Origin of the sequence: Lichenicola cladoniae, assembly GCF_013201075.1 — a bacterium.
Taxonomy (GTDB): Bacteria; Pseudomonadota; Alphaproteobacteria; order Acetobacterales; family Acetobacteraceae; genus Lichenicola; species Lichenicola cladoniae.
Genome location: NZ_CP053708.1, coordinates 1,043,188 through 1,060,662, shown reverse-complemented (window position 1 = coordinate 1,060,662; position 17,475 = coordinate 1,043,188). Strand labels below are relative to the sequence as shown.

The 17,475-nt window shown below is 66.5% G+C and carries 18 protein-coding genes; 10 read left to right on the top strand and 8 right to left on the bottom strand.

Features of this window, described 5'->3' with window-relative positions:
* The first annotated feature begins 118 nt into the window (after nucleotides 1-118).
* Together HN018_RS04795 and HN018_RS04790 are read left to right on the top strand one after the other, a co-directional pair.
* Complete coding sequence (locus HN018_RS04795) at nucleotides 119-1,000, top strand: c-type cytochrome (protein ID WP_171834441.1); 882 nt, start codon at nucleotides 119-121, stop codon at nucleotides 998-1,000.
* A complete protein-coding gene (locus tag HN018_RS04790; RefSeq protein ID WP_171834440.1) occupies nucleotides 997-1,803 on the top strand; it encodes an inositol monophosphatase family protein in 807 nt (268 codons plus the stop codon). The genes HN018_RS04795 and HN018_RS04790 overlap by 4 nt, the downstream gene beginning before the upstream one ends.
* Nucleotides 1,804-1,825: 22 nt before the next feature.
* Here the strand turns inward: HN018_RS04790 and HN018_RS04785 are convergent, their stop codons facing one another.
* Nucleotides 1,826-2,890: an SDR family oxidoreductase gene (locus HN018_RS04785; protein ID WP_171834439.1), complete on the bottom strand. Its 1,065-nt coding sequence runs from the start codon at nucleotides 2,888-2,890 to the stop codon at nucleotides 1,826-1,828.
* 104 nt (nucleotides 2,891-2,994) lie between these two features.
* Here HN018_RS04785 and HN018_RS04780 point away from each other — a divergent pair, with 104 nt between their 5' ends.
* The 5 genes from HN018_RS04780 (at nucleotide 2,995) to HN018_RS04760 (ending at nucleotide 9,027) form a co-directional block, all read left to right on the top strand.
* The gene (locus tag HN018_RS04780) at nucleotides 2,995-3,378 is read left to right on the top strand and encodes a winged helix-turn-helix transcriptional regulator (RefSeq protein WP_171834438.1); all 384 of its coding nucleotides are present in this window, start codon (nucleotides 2,995-2,997) and stop codon (nucleotides 3,376-3,378) included.
* 123 nt (nucleotides 3,379-3,501) lie between these two features.
* Nucleotides 3,502-4,746, top strand: coding sequence for a phosphoglycerate dehydrogenase (gene serA, locus HN018_RS04775; RefSeq protein ID WP_171834437.1), 1,245 nt, complete (start codon nucleotides 3,502-3,504; stop codon nucleotides 4,744-4,746).
* A 79-nt stretch (nucleotides 4,747-4,825) separates the two neighbouring features.
* Entirely contained in the window at nucleotides 4,826-6,319 is a 1,494-nt protein-coding gene (locus HN018_RS04770; RefSeq protein ID WP_171834436.1) for a YifB family Mg chelatase-like AAA ATPase, read from the top strand.
* A gap of 87 nt (nucleotides 6,320-6,406) precedes the next feature.
* Nucleotides 6,407-6,616: a DUF3072 domain-containing protein gene (locus tag HN018_RS04765; protein WP_239479022.1), complete on the top strand. Its 210-nt coding sequence runs from the start codon at nucleotides 6,407-6,409 to the stop codon at nucleotides 6,614-6,616.
* 128 nt (nucleotides 6,617-6,744) lie between these two features.
* Nucleotides 6,745-9,027 carry a DUF6600 domain-containing protein gene (locus HN018_RS04760; protein ID WP_171834434.1) on the top strand — a complete coding sequence of 761 codons (2,283 nt, stop codon included), beginning with the start codon at nucleotides 6,745-6,747 and terminating at the stop codon, nucleotides 9,025-9,027.
* Between the two features lie 68 nt (nucleotides 9,028-9,095).
* Here the strand turns inward: HN018_RS04760 and metC are convergent, their stop codons facing one another.
* The 3 genes from metC to HN018_RS04745 form a co-directional block, all read right to left on the bottom strand.
* Complete coding sequence (gene metC / locus HN018_RS04755; protein ID WP_171834433.1) at nucleotides 9,096-10,328, bottom strand: cystathionine beta-lyase; 1,233 nt, start codon at nucleotides 10,326-10,328, stop codon at nucleotides 9,096-9,098.
* A complete protein-coding gene (locus tag HN018_RS04750; RefSeq protein WP_171834432.1) occupies nucleotides 10,325-11,227 on the bottom strand; it encodes a sulfurtransferase in 903 nt (300 codons plus the stop codon). Before HN018_RS04750 ends, metC begins: the two co-directional genes overlap by 4 nt.
* 81 nt (nucleotides 11,228-11,308) lie before the next feature.
* Complete coding sequence (locus tag HN018_RS04745; RefSeq protein ID WP_239479021.1) at nucleotides 11,309-12,136, bottom strand: helix-turn-helix domain-containing protein; 828 nt, start codon at nucleotides 12,134-12,136, stop codon at nucleotides 11,309-11,311.
* Between the two features lie 337 nt (nucleotides 12,137-12,473).
* On the opposite strand from HN018_RS04745, the gene HN018_RS04740 reads away from it, so the two are divergent.
* Nucleotides 12,474-13,547: an AI-2E family transporter gene (locus HN018_RS04740; RefSeq protein WP_408886784.1), complete on the top strand. Its 1,074-nt coding sequence runs from the start codon at nucleotides 12,474-12,476 to the stop codon at nucleotides 13,545-13,547.
* Between the two features lie 92 nt (nucleotides 13,548-13,639).
* Nucleotides 13,640-14,317, top strand: a complete 678-nt coding sequence (locus HN018_RS04735) for an endonuclease/exonuclease/phosphatase family protein (protein ID WP_171834949.1) — start codon at nucleotides 13,640-13,642, stop codon at nucleotides 14,315-14,317.
* On the opposite strand, the gene HN018_RS04730 is transcribed toward HN018_RS04735, so the two are convergent.
* Entirely contained in the window at nucleotides 14,308-15,741 is a 1,434-nt protein-coding gene (locus HN018_RS04730; protein WP_171834429.1) for a phospholipase D-like domain-containing protein, read from the bottom strand. The genes HN018_RS04735 and HN018_RS04730 overlap by 10 nt on opposite strands.
* 131 nt (nucleotides 15,742-15,872) lie before the next feature.
* Here HN018_RS04730 and HN018_RS04725 point away from each other — a divergent pair, with 131 nt between their 5' ends.
* On the top strand, nucleotides 15,873-16,304 hold the full coding sequence (locus tag HN018_RS04725) for a YraN family protein (RefSeq protein ID WP_239479020.1): 432 nt from the start codon (nucleotides 15,873-15,875) through the stop codon (nucleotides 16,302-16,304).
* Between the two features lie 110 nt (nucleotides 16,305-16,414).
* Here HN018_RS04725 and HN018_RS04720 read toward each other — a convergent pair whose 3' ends face one another.
* The 3 genes from HN018_RS04720 to HN018_RS04710 form a co-directional block, all read right to left on the bottom strand.
* Nucleotides 16,415-16,741 carry a hypothetical protein gene (locus tag HN018_RS04720; RefSeq protein WP_239479018.1) on the bottom strand — a complete coding sequence of 109 codons (327 nt, stop codon included), beginning with the start codon at nucleotides 16,739-16,741 and terminating at the stop codon, nucleotides 16,415-16,417.
* A 115-nt stretch (nucleotides 16,742-16,856) separates the two neighbouring features.
* On the bottom strand, nucleotides 16,857-17,189 hold the full coding sequence (gene grxD, locus HN018_RS04715; RefSeq protein ID WP_171834428.1) for a Grx4 family monothiol glutaredoxin: 333 nt from the start codon (nucleotides 17,187-17,189) through the stop codon (nucleotides 16,857-16,859).
* A 29-nt stretch (nucleotides 17,190-17,218) separates the two neighbouring features.
* A complete protein-coding gene (locus tag HN018_RS04710) occupies nucleotides 17,219-17,449 on the bottom strand; it encodes a BolA family protein (RefSeq protein ID WP_171834427.1) in 231 nt (76 codons plus the stop codon).
* Nucleotides 17,450-17,475 lie beyond the last annotated feature (26 nt).

The window sequence follows — 17,475 nt, the reverse complement described above, 5'->3', positions numbered from 1 at the left end:
GCGGTCCGGGGCCGGGTTGTTCGCTGTGGCTGCATCCCATAGGCTTCCCCCGATCGCAAGGAAGCGCCCGGGACGGCCCGGTTCAGTAATGACTGGCGAGAGATCGGGTCGGTCTTCGATGGATAGCAAAGAGCTCAACAAGATCGCCGCGTCCCTGCTGTGCGCGGTGCTCGCATTCGGTGCCGCCGACCTCGCCGGCGCGGCCATGGTGCACGCGATGCCGCCGTCCGAACCGGCATTCCGCATTGCCGGCAACGAGACCTCGGCAACTCCGCAGCATCCTTCGATCGACAGCCTGCTCAAGCAGGCCTCCGCGGCGAAGGGCGAAGCGTCCGCCGGAGCGCAGTGCGCCGCCTGTCACAGCTTCGACGCGGGCGGCCAGACGCTGGTCGGTCCGAACCTGCACGGGATCGCCGGCGCCCGGATCGCCGCCGTCGCCGACTACGACTATTCGGACGTGCTGAAGAGCAAGGGCGGCAACTGGACCCCGGAGCGCCTGGATGCCTGGCTGACCCGGCCACAGGCGTTCGCGCCGGGCACCAAGATGGGCTTTGCCGGTATCCGGGACGAGTCCGAGCGCGCCGACGTCATCGCCTACCTGATCACCCTGTCGGCGCCCGCTGCAGCGGCGCTCAAGCCCGTCGCCGCGGTGCAGGCCGTCGTCGCCGGCCCGGCGGATGCGGCGACCATCAAGACGGGCGAAACCGAGGCCGCGGCGTCATGCAGTGCCTGCCACTCGTTCGACAAGGGCGGCAGCGCCATGGTCGGGCCCAACCTGTACGGCGTCTATGGCCGCGCCATCGGCCAGGGCAGCGACTACACCTACTCGGCGGCACTCACGAGCCGACACGACAAATGGACCGGCGAGACGCTGGACCCGTGGCTGAAACATCCGCGCGCGTTCGCCCCCGGCACCAAGATGGCCTTTGCCGGCATTCCGGACGACGCGACGCGGGCCGCGGTCATTGCCTACCTGCGCTCGCTGTCCGACGCCCCGTGAGCGTAGTCGGGTTGGGCGATCGCGACCGGCTTCTGGCGGCGGCGATCGCGGCCGTCGAGGTTGCGGGACAGGTGATCCGGCCGTTCTTTCGCAGTGGCCTCGGCGCCGAACTCAAGGGCGACCAGAGCCCGGTCACTGTGGCCGATCGCAATGCCGAGCAGGCCATGCGCACCCTGCTGTCCCAGCGGGTTCCCGAAGCCGGCATCCTCGGCGAGGAGTTCGGTCTCGACCGTCCGGATGCCCGGCTGCGCTGGGTACTGGATCCGATCGACGGCACCCGCGCCTTCATCACCGGACGTCCCACGTTCGGCATACTGGTCGGGCTGCTGATGGACGGGGTGCCGGTGCTGGGCATCATCGACCAGCCGATCACCGGCGAGCGGTGGGTCGGTGTCGCCGGCGAGCCGACCCATTTTGCCGGGCCGTTCGGCGGCGCGGCCGGCACCAGGTCCTGCTTGTCGCTGAACGAGGCTGAGCTTTCATGCACGTCGCCGGCCATGATGGACGGTGCGACCCAACCCCGGTTCGACGCGCTGGAGGCCGGCGTTCGCCGTACGTCATGGGGCGGAGATTGTTACGCCTACGGGCTGCTGGCGCTCGGCCATATCGACATCATTGCAGAGCGCGACATGAAGATCTGGGATTGGGCCGCGCTGGTTCCGGTGATCGAGGGTGCCGGCGGACGGGTTACCGACTGGAACGGCGACCGTCTGCGCGAGGATGGGGACGGCAGCGTGCTGGCAGTCGGCGATCCCGCCCTCGGCGATCGGGCGGTCGAGGCATTGAGGGGCAGGCCCGGCTGATACGGCCCTGCCCCGGCGGTTCCTATTGCGGAATGAGCCGCTCCTCGCGAAGGCGGGCGAACAGGTCGAAGAAGCTCTCGTCGGACGGCTGATAGTCGAGGAAGCCGAGCTTGCGGCTCTTGGACATGTCGGTGACGACCTCGATCGGACGGCCCAGATCGGCATCGGTGTGCCAGGGGGATGCCAGGCGTCCCAGGTCCGGTTCGACCAGCCCGTGTTTGCCGGCGATGTCCGCCCAGATCGGGGCGGCATCGGCGAGCTGTTGCTCCAGCGGCGTTCCCTGGCCCGGGAACGGAGCGGCGTCGAGGCCGAACCAGCCGGCGATGCGCGGCCACATCCAGCTCCAGCGGAACACGTCGCCGTTCACAATATTGAACGCCTCGTTGCGTGCTGCCGGGGTGGTGGACGCCCATTCGAGCTGGCGTGCCAGCACGCGGGCATCGGTTATGTCGGTCAGCCCGTTCCACTGCATCGCCGAGCCCGGGAACAGGAACGGCCGCCCGGTCGCGCGGCAGATCGATGCGTAGGCGGCGAGCGTCGTGCCCATGTTCATGGCGTTGCCGACGGCGTAGCCGATGATCGTGTGCGGACGGTGCACGCTCCAACCGAAGCCGTCTCGTGCCGCAGCCGCGAAAACCTCGTCTTCCTGGGCATAGTAGAAGTTCTCGACGTCGAGCCGCGGCTGCTCTTCGCGGAATGGCGTCGCGGGCAGGACGCCTTTTCCGTATGCCTCGAACGGACCGAGATAGTGCTTGAGGCCGGTGACCAGCGCCACGTGCTCCACCGAACCAGCCGGCGACACCGCGTCGAGCAGGTTGCGCACCATGGTGCCGTTGACCTTGATGTTCTCGGCTTCCGTGGGCTGACGCATCCACGTCGTCACGAACACGCGTGTCGGACGCAGCCCGGCGAGGGCAGTGCGCAGCGCGGCTGGATCGAGCAGGTCGGCCGCGACCGGGAGCACACCTTCGATGGCGGTCGGACGCCGTGCGAGCCCATGCACCTGCCAGCCCTTGCCTACCAGATGGCGAGCCAGGTTGTTGCCGACGATGCCGCTCGAGCCGACGATCAGTGCGGTTTCCGTCATGAGCCGAGGCCTCTCCTGTTGTTGCGGATGATTAGGTGGCCATCCGGGCGCTTCGCGTCTAGAAGGCACCGTTCAGGGACATAGGCACCATTGGGTCTCCATCGATGAGCGATACCGACGAGACCGTCCATCAGGAAACCTGCGCACCACGCCGGGTGCTGGAGCTGTTCAGCGTCAAATGGTCCAGCATGGTGCTGCATGCGCTCCACACCTTGCATGGCGGGAGTTGCCGCACCGGAGAACTGCAGCGCAGCCTGCCCGGCATCAGCAAGAAAATGCTGACGCAAACGCTGCGTGAACTGGAGCGGGACGGCCTGTTGTCCCGGCATGTCTTCGATGTCGTGCCACCCCGGGTAGAATACACACTGACCGACCTCGGGCGGGTGTTCATCGAGCCGATCGAGTTGCTCTACGACTGGGGCCGTACCCATCCCGAGGCGCTCGGCCAGCTCGGGCAGCGTCCGCGATCCCGGCAGCGGCGGACCTAGGAGCGGGCCCGGTCGGACGTTTTTTCAAGGAGTGCCGATGGCTGCCATACGCCACGGCGCTACCCGCCACCGCCGGTTTCCAGTAGGACCACGCTCCTGCCGGAACCGCGAGCAAATCAATCGATGGCCAGCCAACTCTCCCTGCCCAAGGACCGGATCCGGATCCTGTTGCTCGAGGGCGTGCATGACAGCGCGGTCGAGCTGTTCGCGGCCAGCGGGTATGCCACGATAACCCGGCATCCGGGCTCCCTGGACGGCGAGGCGCTGGCCCAGGCGCTCGAGGGCGTGCATGTGGTCGGCATCCGCTCCCGCACCAGGCTCACCGCTGATATCATCGAGGGTGCGGACAAGCTGATCGCCATCGGCTGTTTCTGCATCGGCACCAACCAGGTCGCCCTGGGCGCCGCCGCCGTGAGAGGCATCCCGGTGTTCAACGCGCCCTTCAGCAATACCCGCAGCGTGGCCGAACTGGTCATGGGCGAGATCGTCATGCTGATGAGGCGGATCTTCCCGAAATCGGTGTCCGCGCATGATGGCGGCTGGGACAAGTCGGCCGCGGATAGCTGGGAGGTTCGCGGCAAGACGCTCGGCATCGTCGGGTATGGCAGCATCGGCAGCCAGCTTTCGGTGCTGGCCGAGGCGTTCGGCATGCGGGTGATCTACCACGACCTCGCCGACAAGCTCGGTCATGGCAATGCGTCGGCCGTTCCGACGCTGATGGCTCTGTTGTCGCAGAGCGACGTGGTCAGCCTGCATGTGCCGCAGACGCACGAGACCGACCTGCTGATCGGCGAGGCCGAGATCCGCGCGATGAAGCCGGGCAGCTTCCTGCTGAACAATGCGCGCGGCAACGTGGTCGATCTCGAGGCCGTGGCGCGGGCGCTCGACGACCGGCATCTGCTCGGTGCCGCCATCGACGTGTTTCCCGTCGAGCCCAGAAGCAACAACGAACGTTTCGTCTCGCCGCTGCAGGGGCGCGACAACGTCATCCTGACGCCGCATATCGGCGGATCGACCGCGGAAGCGCAGGAGCGCATCGGCGCCGAGGTGGCACGCAAGCTGGTGGAATACAGCGATGTCGGCGCGACGCTGGGGGCCGTCAATTTCCCGCAGGTGCAGTTGCCGCCGCGGCCGCGCGGCACCCGGTTCATGCATGTGCATCAGAACACCCCGGGGATCCTCCGGCGCATCAACGAGATCTTCTCCGAGGCCGGTGCGAACATTGCGGCGCAGTTCCTGCAGACCGATGGCGAATTGGGGTACGTGGTGGTCGAAGCCGAGACCGATCGTTCCGAGGATGGCACGATCCTGGCCAAGCTGCGCGCCCTGGAGGGAACGATCCGGGCCCGGGTATTGTATCAACGCTGACCACGTCGCGGCTCTGCCGGCCTTAACCATGCTTTAAGGCGGGCTCGATAAGGTTCCGGTTCGAACCCGGAGCCGCTGCATGACGATCGCCAGAGTACAGAGCTTCGCCTTTTCCGGCATCGATGCCGTTCCGGTCGAAGTGCAGGTACAGATATCCAGCGGCCTGCCGGCCTTCCTGATCGTCGGGCTTGCCGACAAGGCCGTGGGCGAAGCGCGGGAGCGGGTGCGTGCCGCGCTGACCGCGATGGGCCTGGCGCTGCCGCCGAAGCGGGTCCTGATCAACCTGGCGCCGGCCGACCTGCAGAAGGAAGGCAGCCATTTCGACCTGGCGATCGCACTGGCCGTGCTGGCGGCCATGGATGTGCTGCCGCGGGACGAGGTTGCCGGCTATGCCGCACTCGGCGAGTTGTCGCTCGATGGCGGGGTGAACCCGGTGGCAGGCGTACTGCCGGCGGCGATCGGTGCATCGGCCCGCAATCTCGGACTGATCTGCGCGCAGTCGCAGGGTGGCGAGGCGGCGTGGGCGGGGCGGATCGAGGTGCTGGCAACGCCGGACCTGCTGTCCCTGGTGAACCACTTCAAGGGCATCCAGGTCCTGAGCCCACCGGTTCCGCCCGGCATTGCCGAGACCGGGCGGGTGCTCGACCTGATCGACGTCAAAGGCATGGAAACCGCCAAGCGGGCGCTGGAGATCGCGGCGGCCGGCGGGCACAGTATGTTGTTGATCGGCCCTCCGGGTGCCGGAAAATCGATGCTGGCGGCGAGGTTGCCCGGCCTGTTGCCCGATCTGTCGGCCAGCGAGGCGCTCGAGGTCAGCACCATCCACAGCATCGCCGGGCTGTTGCCGGGCGGGCGGCTGGTGAAGCGTCCGCCGTTTCGCGAACCGCATCATTCGGCGAGCCAGGCCGCGATCGTCGGTGGTGGTCCGCGCGCGAAGCCGGGCGAGGTCAGCCTGGCGCATCGCGGGGTGTTGTTCCTGGACGAGATGCCGGAGTTGCCGCGACAATCGCTGGAGGCGCTGCGGGCACCGATCGAGACCGGACGCACGACGGTGGCGCGTGCCGCCGGTCATTTCACCTACCCGGCCCGGTTCCAGCTGATTGCCGCCATGAACCCGTGCCGATGCGGCTACCTCGGCGACCCGACGCGGGAATGCCGGCGGGCGCCCCGGTGTGGCGAGGAATATCTCGGCAAGATCAGCGGGCCGATGCTCGACCGGATCGACCTGGCCGTGCAGGTGACGTCGGTTCCGGCCTCGGAGATCGCGCGCTCGCCGGCCGGCGAGGCATCATGCACCGTGGCAGGTCGGATCGCCTGCAGCCGCATCCGCCAGCATGCACGACAGGACGGGCTGTGCAACGCGGAGGCCAGTCCGGACCAGTTCCCGATGGACGACGCGGCGCGGAGCCTGAGCGAGCAGGCGGCCGATCGGCTGCAACTCTCCGCGCGCGGTTTCACCCGGCTGCTGCGGGTGTCTCGCACGATCGCCGACCTGGAGGATGTCGACACCGTGCAGCGCCCGCATGTCGCCGAGGCACTGGGTTACCGGCACCGCGCAGTGGTCCGCGGTTGAGGCTGTTAACGTTCTGGTGAGCCAGGAACAAAACAAGCACAGGCTCGTATCTAGCTCATGAGCACAAATCAGAAGAAGCCCGATCCGGTGACCGAGCAGGACCTGCCGTCGAACACCGTGAAAGATCCCGATACCTGGGCCACCGGCGAGGAGACGATGACCGGTGCGCAGGCGTCCTACCTCAAGACGTTGTCGGAAGAGGCTGGCGAGCCGTTCGACGAGACGCTCAACAAGGCGCAGGCGTCAAAGCGTATCGACGAGCTGCAATCGAGCACCGGCCGCGGCAAAAATCACTAAAGCTGGCTCGTCACTCCGGAAACAGTTTGTAATGTCATAGTCCAGCCACGAGTTCGTCCTATTTTCGACTGCAGGCTGCACCCGGATAGGCGTCCCTCCTTGGAGGCGCCAGCCGGGCGCAGAATGATATGAAGACTGCTTTTCCCTCTCTGCGCCTCGATCGCCTGTTGGCCGCGACCGGCCTGACCCTCGCAAGTCTGGGGATGGTGCAGTCGGCCGCCGCCCAGGATGCAGCAGATCCGCCCTGGCGCGTCGGGCGGTTGGCACAGGTCAACGGCAGCGTTTCCACGCACGGCGCCGGAGCCACCGACTGGGTCGATGCCACCATCAACCTGCCCCTGACCAGCGGTAACGCGGTCTGGACCCAGCCGGGGTCCGGCGCGTCGGTGCAGATCGCTGACAATCTGGTGGCCCTCAACGAGGCGACCGAGCTCGATCTGGCGACGCTCGACAACCACCAGTTCATCGCCACCGAGCCGCAAGGAGAAGTGTTTCTCGACCTTCGCGACATGCTTTCGGGTGATAGCTACGCCATCACGACGCCACGCGGCGCCGTGCAGCTTGGTGGCGCAGGCCAGTACGGCATCATTGCCGGCGACAGCGCGACACCGACCAGCATCAGCGTGATCAGCGGTTCGGCACGGATCGTCAGCGGCTCCTTCTCGCTTGAGGTGGCCGCCGGCCAGACCGCTTTGGTCACCGGCAGAGACGTGCTGCAGGGTTCGGTGGGTCCGCTGGTGCGGGATGCGTTTCTGGAGGCTCACCTGCGTCGTCCGGTCCGGCAGCCGGCCGAACCACAGCCGGTGCGCTACATGACGGGCGGCGAGTCGCTCGGCGGTTATGGCGACTGGCAGCCGAGCCCGGATTACGGCCAGGTCTGGTATCCGCGGGTGCAGAGCGGCTGGGCGCCGTATCGGGAAGGCAGCTGGGCCTATGTCGCACCCTGGGGATGGACCTGGGTCGATAACGAGCCATGGGGGTTCGCACCATTCCATTACGGTCGCTGGGCGCAGTTCGATGGTCGCTGGGGCTGGGTTCCCTCGGATCAGCAGGCCTCGGCGGATGTTTATGAGCAGCCGGCCTATGCGCCGGCGCTGGTCGATTTCGTGGTGGCGGGTGCGGTCGGCGGGCTGATCGCCGGTGCATTCGCCGGACACGACGACAACGATCGGTATGACAGGGGACGTGGCGGCGACATCGGCTGGATCCCGCTCGGGCCGCGCGAGCAGTATCGGCCGCAGTTCAATGCCAGCCAGACCTACATGTCCCATGTGAATTACGGACGCGACAGCCATGCCGTTTCCATGAACAATAGCCGCGACAATCATTCGGTCAACAACACGACCATCATCAACAACTACGCCAACCGGTCCGCGCTGACCGTCATCCCGGTGTCCGCGATGGCCCGTTCGGAGCCGGTCGGTCGTGTCGCCCGGACCGGTGCCGCGGCCCTGGGCCAGGGTGCCCCTGGCGTGGGTGCTGCGGCAAGGTTCCAGCCGGTTCGCGGCGCCTTTCCGGTGCAACCGGCTGCGGATACGCGTGGTGTAACTCCGGCGGTAGCGCAGCGCCTTGGTCTGAAAGTTGGTGCTGCGCGCCCATCGGCCCCCGGTCCGGCGATCAACCAGCAGCTGTTCACACCGCATCAGCTTTCCGCCAACAGGACCCCGTTCCGTGGCCAGAGCGGCACTGAAGTCGGCAATCCCGGCGGCAATCTCGCTGTTGCCCCTGGAACCACACCTGGCAATGACCGTCCGCCGGGCGTCGGATCGGTGACGCCGACGCCACGGCCCGGTGTGCCACCGAATGTCCGGGAGCCCGGCACTGCACCGGCCACGCCCGGGCATCCCGCCGCTGGAGCCCTGCCGGCTGTCCAGCCCAACGGATTGCCCGCTCTCCGTACGCCGGGTGCCAGACCACCCGGTGCTCCGGGCGAACATCCGTCCGGTGGACGGCCTCCTGTCGAGCCCGGCTCGACGACCCATCCAGGCATTACCGGTCCGGCGCCAGGCACCGACCAGGGCGGATCGCGGCCCGAGATCCATGCAGCAGGACCGGGTGCCGCTGCGCAAGGTGTTGCCACACCTGCACGGCCGGAAGCTCCCCGTACGGCGATCCACCAGGCCGAACCTCATGCGGAACCGGTTCGCCCGCCGCCGCCTCGCACTCCGTCACCACAGCCGGTCCAGCGTCCGCAACCGCCGCGCGTCGACGCGCGACCGGCCCAGCACCAGGAGGCGCCGCATGTGCAGGCACCGAGGCCTCCGCAGGCTGTGCAACGTCCCGAACCGCCTCGCGCTCCGCCGCATGAGGCGGCGCCACGCCCGCAGCCCGCTCCGCATCCCGAGCCGCATCAGGCAGCGCCCCCGCATCCGTCGCCGGACCCGCATCGGGACGATCACCGCCACCCGTGACCATCGGATAGCTACCGGGCTCGGATGAATTCCGCGCCGGTCCGGGGCAGGAAGCGCCCCGCTCCGCCTCAGGCCGAGGCGGCGCGCAGTACTTCCAGGCCGCCTTCGAGATCGGCGATCAGCTCGTCGGGCGACTCCAACCCGACATGCACGCGAAGTGCCGGGCCGCTCATCGATGGATCGCGTATGCCCTGGGCGAGCGCGGTCCGGCTGACCGTGCCGGTGGTCGGCAGGACCAGGCTCTCATAGCCGCCCCAGGATGCGCCGAGCCCGAACACGCCGAGTGCGGCCACCATGTCCTCGACGGCGGCAGCGGTGAACTCGCGGCGAAACACCACGCCGAACAGGCTGGCTGAGCCGGTGAAATCACGAAGCCAGAATTCATGGCCGGGGCTGCCCGACAGGGCGGGATGCAGCACCCGCGCGACTTCCGGACGAGCCTGCAACCAGAGTGCGACCGTCATGGCGGAACGGGACTGCCGCTCCAGGCGAACCCCCATCGTGCGCAGGCCGCGCAGTGTCAGCCAGCATTCATCCGGTCCGGCATACTGGCCGAGTTGGACAACCGAATCGCGCAGCACCACCCAGTCCGCCTGGTCGACGACCGTGATAGCCCCCAGCACGACGTCGGCATGGCCGGCCGGGTATTTGGTCAGTGCCTGGATCGACACGTCTACGCCATGCTCGAACGGCTGGAAGACATGGATGCCCCAGGTGTTGTCGAGAATCAGCTTGGCGCCGTGCCCGTGCGCGACACGGGCTAGCATCCCGACATCCTGCACCTCGAAGCTGTGGCTGCCCGGACTCTCCGCGAACAGCACCTGCGTGGTCGGACGCATCAGCGCATCGAGCGCTGCCTCGCCGATCATCGGATCGTAGTAGGTCGTCTCGATGCCGAGGCGCCTGAGCATGCTGTCGCAGAAGCGGCGGGTCGGCCCATACACGCTGTCCGGCATCAGGCAGTGGCCGCCAGCACCAAGGAACGCCAGCAGCGGGGTCGTGCAGGCGGCAAGCCCGGACGAGACCACCTGAGTATGCCGGCCGCCCTCGATCGCGGCGATCGCCTCCTCCAGCAGGGCCTGGGTCGGACCACCCATCGCGCCATAGATGAGTTCATGCTCGTAGCGCTGCGCCGACCGGGCACGCATCGCATCCATGCTCTCGTACAGGACGGTCGATCCGCGTGAGACCGGCGCGTTGACGAAACCGGGCTCGGTGCCGGAGGGCCGGCCGAGCCGGACCAGCTTATCGGTCAGCGTGGACCAGCCCCCCTTAGCCGGAACGCTCCCATCGCCGCTCATGACACGGCTCCGACGTGGGCGACGCCGGAGCCGGTAGCGCGTTCCAGCCCGGGCGCTTGTGCCCATTCGGTCCAGGATCCATCGTACATCGCACCGGCTTCGTAACCGGCCACGGCGAGCCCGAGCGACAGCACCGACGCGGTCAGGCCGGAACCACAGCTGGTGACGACGCGGTCGCCCTGCATCACGCCGGCTGCTTCGAACCGCGCTCGCAATTCTTCGACCGGCCGGAAGCACCGGCCCTCGACCAGCAACTCGCCGAACGGCAGGCTTGCCGCACCGGGAATATGTCCGCCCGCCAGGCCGGCCCGAGGTTCCGGACTGGTCGCCTCGAAGCGTCCGCGGCTCCGCGCATCAAGCAGGCGCGTTGCATCCGCTCGACCGGCCACGGCATCGCGGGAAAGCTCCACCATGTCTCCGAGGCCGATCAATCGGGTCGTCCGCATCATCGGCGTGAAGTGGGCGGGACGAGGCGGCAACGGCGCGCCTTGCTCGAGCCGGTATCCCCCGGCTCGCCAGGCAGGCAGGCCGCCATCGAGCACCCGCGTCCGGTCATGACCGAACAGGCCGAGAAGCCACCAGCCGCGGGCGGCGGATACGATCCCGGACTGGTCGTAAAACACCACGTCGCTGTCGTTGCCCACGCCCAGCGCGGCGATCAGCCGGGCAAAGCGGCCCTGGCTCGGCACCATGTGCGGCAGCGTGCTGTCGGGATCGGAGAATGCCTCGATGTCGAACCGGCGCGCAGCGGGTAGATGGCCCTGGATGAACATGGCCTCGATGTCGAGGCTCTCGCCGGGAAGCAGGGTGGTCGCGTCCAGAAGGACCGGAACAGCTTGATCCGCAGTCGGCTCGTCCAGCAGCGAAGACAGTTCAGCTGCGGAGATAAGTGGGCTCATGCGCGCGTCGTCTCCCAGGGCGACCGGATACCGCCACGAACCGGATCGTGGCGGCAGCCTGTGCCCTGGAACAAGTCTAAATCATTGGATGCGATGCGCTGCAAGCAGCGCCCGTACGCGCTTGGCTGCCGCCGCACCCTTGATCGAGTCGCGCCACATGCCCTCGGCTGCACGCTGGTGCGTCGAGACCGCTTCCGGCGCCCCGGTGACCAGCGCCACGCCGGCCGACAGGTTGGAACAGGCATCGCTGCGGAACGGATTGATCGCCAGCGTGGCCCGGTCCCGCTGACGCAGCAGGACGCAATTGGTGGTGGTCTCTGGCCCGGCCATCAGGCTGAACTGCAGACCCATCGGCTCGGTCTCGAGCAGCACGGCGATCGCCTCGATCTCGGCGGCTGCGACGCGCCTGCAGCGATCGCGCAGATTGTCGTCCAGGACCAGCCCGGCGGCGATGCCGTTCTGGAGAAGACGCTGGATCGCGTGCTCCGGAAGAATGGCGATGATGCCGGGACGGCGCGCCTGGTAGACGCGCTTGCGGAGCGACAGGATGCCCAGCACCTGCTCGGCCATGGACCGAAGGGTCGTAGCCTCGTCGCCGCCCTCATCCGCCAACTGGAACATGCAGTCGGTGAGGACGGAGTCATAATTCTCGGAGGTCACCAGATAGCAAAGTGGGTCGCCGACCTGAAGGATCTGGTCGGCTCCCTCCTCGATCTGGCGCATCCGCTCGAAGAAGCCGATCGTACGGCTATAATATTCGACACCGATACCCAGAAGAGACAATGGCGATATTTTGAGAAGTTCAGCCAGCCGCTGGACGGTGTCCAGCTTGATGACCTCGCCTTTCTCATAGCGATAAAGCGCCGCGCGTGAGACGCCGAGCCTGGCGGCGATCTCCTCGGCGCGCATGCCTGACTCCAGGCGGTAGGCTCGCAGCTGCTGACCAATCTCATTAACGCGCATAATGAATCCTAGTCATCACTCATCAGGTCGTGATCGCTGATCAGTGAAGTTTAACGGTAAAGTGACGTTATCACCAACTCGGTCGACTTGCTATGACGAAATGATCGTTTGTCGATACAGCGTGCGTGTAACGCCATTGCGCCCGCTGTCCGGTGCAGTTTCAATTTTTTAAGTCGTTCCTCGGGAACTCCGCATCGAACCACCTGCGGCGTTCTCCGCTTTGCGATGACGGGCGGTCATGAGAGGCTGCACCCACCGAGCGGCCAGGGACGATGAGACGATGATGGCCGAACGCATCATGATGGGATTGCTGCTGGGCGGCGTCGCAACCGGCTGCGTCGTCGTGCTGTATCCGTTCTTCTCCGCGATCCTGTGGGCCGGGATCCTCGTGTTCACAACCTGGCCGGTCTATGTCGGACTGCGTGCCAGAACCGGGCGGTTTTCTGCAGCGGTGCTGATGATGATCATGACCGCACTGCTGGTCGTGCTGCCGATCGGCCTGGTCGCGTCCGCAGGCGTCGAGGACGCGCCGGGCATGCTGCATGCCGCGTCGAGCCTAGCGGCAGTCGGCCTGCCCGAACCGCCGCACTGGGTGGCGCGGGTTCCACTGGTGGGGCATCAGTTGACCGAGACGCTGAACCGCTGGTCGGCCGACCTCAACCAGGTCGGCGCCACCGTGCAGCCCTATATCGGCACCATCGTCGGCCGGATCCTGGCGGTCCTGGTGCAGATCGCCAGCGGGTTGCTACAACTGGTGCTGGCGCTTTTCATCGGCTTCTTTTTCTGGGTCAACGGCGACGCGCTGGGCGGCACCCTGACTGCGATCATCACCCGTATTGCCGGTCCCTATGCGAACCGGCTGCTCGGTGTCGCCGGCAGTACCGTACGCGGGACGGTATACGGCATCCTCGGCACCGCGATCGTGCAGGGCATCCTGACCGGAACCGGTTTCTACATTGCCGGCGTGCCCAGCCCGGTGCTGTTCGGCGGCATTGCAGCCTTCGTCGCCGTGCTGCCGATCGGGGCGCCGCTGGTCTGGGTGCCGGCGGCGATCTGGCTGGCGATGACCCACCATCTCGGCTGGGGCATATTCCTGACCGTGTATGGCATCCTGGCGATTTCCGGAGCCGACCATATCATCCGTCCGGTGTTCATCGCCCGCGGCGCACAGCTTCCCTACCTGCTGACCGTGCTCGGCGTGCTGGGCGGCGTCCTCAGTTTCGGCGGCCTCGGCATCTTCCTGGGCCCGGTCCTGCTTGGACTGGGCTACACGCTTGCGGTGGAGTTCGCCGCGAATGGGGACAGGGCAATCGCAAAGCCCGATTATCCGATCGCCGGGATCAAACCCGGTGCGTGACGTTCGGACGGGCCGAATACCGGCGGAACGAACAACGCCATGCCGCGCTAGCTGAACCGATGAGCGATACCGCCACCGTAGACGAGACCTCGATGGACCGGTCGCCCCCACAGCTTCCACCGAAGCAGACCGTCATCGTCAGCTGGAACCTGCTGCGGACCACCGGCGCCTCGATCGACGACGTGATCCGGCTGATCCGCGACGAACGGCCAGACCTGCTGCTCATGCAGGAGGCGACCCTGGATATCGACCACCTCGCCAGCCGCATCGGCGGCTATTATGCGCGGTCGCCGCTGCCAGGCCGCATCCATGGCGTCGCCTGCTGGAGTCCGACGCCGTTCCTGTCGGTCCCGAAAGTGCATCCGCTGCAGCCCGGCTCGCTGATCCGGCGAGTATGCCAGATCATCGACCTCGGCGAGTTCTCGGTTGCCAACGTCCATCTTTCGCATGGCCAGGTGCTGAACCGCCGACAGCTCCGGCGGATCGCCACTTTCCTGCCGCCCTGCGGCGCCGTGCTCGGCGACTTCAACCTGCTCGGTCCGGCGTTGCTGCCTGGATTCCGTGATGTTGGTCCGCGCGCGGCGACCCATCGCATGGCCGACATGGTGCCGATCCGCCTCGACCGTTGCCTGGCCCGCGGGCTCGACTGCATCGAGACGCGGGTGCTGCCGCATCGTCCATCCGACCATCACCCGATCAGGGTGGTTCTGCGCATGGCGGCGGAGGACACGCCTAAACGAAGCGGCTTCCAGGCTTTCCGTCAGAGATAGGGCAGCATCAGCCGGGCGCTAGCGTCGCGCAGGCGATGCGGGAAGTTCCGCTTGTCGAGGTCGTGATGGGTCAGCCGGATATGGCGATGGTCGCAGATGAACGCCTCGATCTCGGATGCCATGGCGTCGTCGTAGACCTCGACATTCAGTTCGAAATTGAGCCGCAGGCTGCGCACGTCGAGGTTCGAACTGCCGATCAGCGCCCAGTTGCTGTCCATCGTCATCAGCTTGGAGTGGTTGAACGGTGGTCGTGCCAGCCATAGACGGACGCCCGCATCGAGCAGCGGCCCGTTATTCGCGTCACGCGCCCAGTCGACCGGCTTCTGGTTGCTGGCGACCGGCATGACGATGTCGATCTCGATACCCCGCATCGCCGCCATGGCCAGCACCGTCAGCAGACGCTCGTCCGGCAGGAAGTACGGCGTCATGATCCGGATCGAGCGGCGGGCCATCGCCACCGCCTGCATCATCGTGAACTCGATCTTTTCAACCTCGTTGTCCGGCCCGGACGTCACCACCCGCATCAGTGCCCCTGCGCCGGGCGGTGCCACTTCCTTCTGTTCGGGAAAGAATTGCTCTCGGTCGAGCTCATTGCGGGTGCTGAACGACCAGTCCTTGGCAAACGCCTCGCTGAGCTGATGCACGATCGGTCCCCGCAACTCGAAATGCGTGTCTGAGACAGGATGTTTCGGACGGTCCTGCAGCATGTTCTCGACGGCGATGTTCATGCCGCCGGTGAACCCGGTATGCCCATCCACCACCAGGATCTTCTTGTGGGTGCGCAAATTGATGAACGGCATGCGCCAGGGCAGCAGCGAGTGCATGAACCGCGAGGTCGGTACGCCGGCTGCCGCAAGACGATTGGCCGCCCGGCACCGGAGATAGCCGCTGCCGACACCGTCGACGATCACCCTCGCCTGCACGCCGCGATCCTTCGCGGCAATGATCGCATCGACGAACCGGCTGCCGACCTTGTCGTCATGGAACAGGTACGAGCACAGCAGGATCGTGCGCTCGGCGGCCCCGATCGCCTCGAGCATGACCGGATAGGCAGTATCGCCGTTCTCGAACCGGCGCAGGACATTGCCGCCGAGCAGCGGCCGGCCGGTCAGCCGTCCGACCGCTTCCGACAGCAGTTCGTATTCGCCTTGGAGGACACGCTTTCCCGTGGAGACGCCATGCTTGCTGGACCAGCGCTGGCGCCTGCTCAACCGTTGCGCCAGCCGACGCACCCGGTTCACGCCGAACATCACGTACAGGCAGGCGCCGATGACCGGAGCGAGCCAGCCGAGGCCGATCCAGCCGATCGCCGAACCGATATCGCGCTTGGTGCGCAGCACATGCAGCGTCACCAGAACCGACAGGACCAGTCGCAACGGCCACAGCAGATGCTGGGCGAACAGCCAGACGGAATGGATCGTCATGCGGTGACGGAACGGTAACGAATCAGGCGCAAGCTACGGTTCCGTACTGAAGGACGACCCCGCATGAACAACAGCAAGACCGCGGGCCCGACCGTGCAGCCGGACGGGCACGATGCGGTGACGAACCGATTTTGACCAGCCCCCTCACCGACGCCACCCTGCTGCGGCGGCTGAGCCGGACGCGGCGTGGCGGCAACGCCTGGCAACGTGGGATGGCAGCCGAGGAGGCGGCATGCGCAGCACTCGTGCGGGACGGATGGACGATCCTGTTGCGACGCGCCAGGACGCCATCCGGCGAGATCGACATCGTCGCGGAGAAGCTCGAGCCTGGCCGGGAGGCGCTGCTCAGCTTCATCGAGGTCAAGGCTAGGCCGGTCATGAGCCAGGCCGCCGCCTCGGTGTCCGGGCGCCAGCAGGAACGACTGGTTGCGGCCGCCCAGATCCTGATCGGCCGACACCCGGACTGGAGCCACGGATGCATCCGCTTCGACGTGTTGCTGGTGGATGCTGCCGGTATGGTCCGCCGCATTACCGATGCGTTCCGGCAGATGGACCCGTCGTAGCTCCTCGATCTTCACGACCGAGTTGCCGGCTTAAGACACCCGGCCGGAAACCCTCTTCAGCTTGATAGTCGCCAGACCGAAATCTGGCTTGTCACCAGCTTTGAGACTGATCACCCGCGAACGCGGTGACGGGTCGCGACATGGTGGCTGGTCGCCATCGCCGGCTGCCGGTAGGCGTGGCGATAGATGACCGAATGAACGCCGCGAACCGTGCGGCCCCGCACACCCGATGACCGGCTGATGCGAGGTGCATGGTAGGCGACAACGTGACGGTAGACAGGGGCAGGCGTGGCCGTCAGCGAGTCCAGGGTCAGCTTACCGGCCTCGCCGTCGGTCACCATATGCTGCGCCATGGCCCCGGGTGCTAAAATCGATCCCACGGCCAGGGTCATGACACAGGCGAACAGGCTTCTGGCAACAATGGTGCGAATGGCCACGAATACATCCCCTGGATCGTTTGGTCGTCCCTGGGCTCATTCGATACGACATCCCCGATGCTACGGTAAAGCTCGAACCGCAGGCATCGACTGTCACAAGAAAGACCGTGACGCATCAGGCTGAGACGGTGACACCCTTCTCGGCCAGCAGCGTCTCGAGTTCGCCGGACTGGAACATCTCGGTGACGATATCGCAGCCGCCGACCAACTCGCCCTTCACGTAGAGCTGCGGGATGGTCGGCCAGTTCGAGAACGCCTTGACGCCATCGCGCAGCGCCGGATCCTCGAGCACGTTCGCTGTCTGGAACGGCACCCCGACATGGGTCAGGATCTGGACCACACGCGCGGAGAAACCGCATTGCGGGAACATCGCGTTGCCCTTCATGTAGAGCATCACTGGATTCGCATCGATCTCGCTCTGGATGCGCTGGAATACTGGGTCGGCCATCGGACTGGCTCCTGGACTATGTCGGTGGATCAGGGGGCGTTCGTCTGGATCGCCAAGGCATGCAACGCACCGCCCATGTGGCCGGCGAGTGCCGCATAGACCAGCTGATGCTGCTGCACGCGCGAGCGACCACGAAACGCTTCGCTCACGACGGTGCACGCATAGTGGTCGCCGTCGCCGGCCAGGTCCTCGATCGTCACCTGCGCGTCAGGCAGTGACGCACGGATGAGGGTCTCGATCTCGGACGCGGCCATCGGCATGGAACAAGGATCTCCGTTTCGACTTA